This window comes from Acidisphaera rubrifaciens HS-AP3 (genome assembly GCF_000964365.1).
Lineage (GTDB): Bacteria > Pseudomonadota > Alphaproteobacteria > Acetobacterales > Acetobacteraceae > Acidisphaera > Acidisphaera rubrifaciens.
Genome location: NZ_BANB01000705.1, coordinates 1 through 1,098 on the forward strand (window position 1 = coordinate 1; position 1,098 = coordinate 1,098).

Consider the following 1,098-nt stretch of genomic DNA (forward strand, 5'->3'; position numbering starts at 1 on the left):
CGCGGCTGCGGGCCGAGGGCGCGACGGTGCTGGTCGCCGATCTGGCGGCGGGCGCGGCGATTTCGGTCGATGTCGCGGACGCGGCGAGCGTCGCCGCCATGCTCGATGCGGTGCGCGACGCGCACGGGCGGCTGGACGCGGTGGTGCATTGCGCCGGGATCGGCCGCGACATCCCGTTCCTGGAAACCACGGCGGAGGCGTTCGACCGCATCATGGCGGTCAATCTGCGCGGGACGTTCCTGGTCGGGCAGGCCTGCGCGCGGCTGATGGCCGCCCCGGCGCGCGGCGCGGCGGGCGGGTCGATCGTGACCATCGCGAGCGTCGCGGGGATGCGCGGCAACATCGGCCGCGCGGCCTATGGCGCGTCGAAGGCGGGGGTGATCAACCTCAGTCAGGTGATGGCGATCGAACTGGCCGCGCACGGCATACGGGTCAACGTGATCGCGCCGGGCCCGGTCGATACGCCGCTGGTCGCACAGATGCACGATGCGGCGATCCGCGCGGCGTGGACGGCGGCGACGCCGATGGCGCGGTACGGCACCCCGGACGAGATCGCGGCCGCCGCGGCGTTCCTGTGCGGCGGCGACGCGGGTTTCGTCACGGGGCATGTACTGGCGGTGGACGGCGGCATCAGCGGGGCCGGCCTCGTGCGCCGTCCGGGCTGACCGCCGCCGCCATCGCCAGACGCTTAGGCGGTGGTGTTCACCGCCGTCCCGCGACCGCTGCCGGGCGGCGGGGCCGCGCTTTCCACGCCGTGGTCGCCGTCCCCGTCGGTCATGGCGCTCGGCTTGGCGCCGCTGGGCGCCCCCTGTGTCATGGAGGCGGCGAGGGCCTGCGGCGGGGCGGACGAGACGGGCGAGATGGACATGACGCTCTCCTGCGACGTGTCAGCTGCGAAGTGAAGAGCGCCGTCCTGGCGCGGTGCCGGCACGATCGGCCGGCCCGTCCCTTGTCGTCCGGAAGCCTCAAGACTTCGTAAAGACCGGGCGTGATGAAGCCGGGCTTATCGGTCAGGCGGCGAGCAGGTCGCGCACGGCGGCGAGCGCCGCATCCGCGCGGCCGCCGTCCGGGCCGCCCGCCTGCGCCATGTCCGGCCGC

Annotated in this window: 2 protein-coding genes; one reads left to right on the forward strand and one right to left on the reverse strand. The window is 74.6% G+C overall.

The window, feature by feature from the left end; translation table 11 throughout:
* Nucleotides 1-665 (forward strand): SDR family NAD(P)-dependent oxidoreductase (locus B8460_RS16685; RefSeq protein ID WP_048862745.1); only part of this gene is annotated, 665 nt, incomplete at its 5' end.
* 23 nt (nt 666-688) lie between these two features.
* Here B8460_RS16685 and B8460_RS21160 read toward each other — a convergent pair.
* A complete protein-coding gene (locus B8460_RS21160) occupies nt 689-868 on the reverse strand; it encodes a hypothetical protein (RefSeq protein WP_148360664.1) in 180 nt (59 codons plus the stop codon).
* Nucleotides 869-1,098 lie beyond the last annotated feature (230 nt).

Bases quoted from the DNA above. Each gene is read 5' to 3' on its own strand.
- B8460_RS21160 (WP_148360664.1), bottom strand. From the start codon at position 868: ATGTCCATCTCGCCCGTCTCGTCCGCCCCGCCGCAGGCCCTCGCCGCC.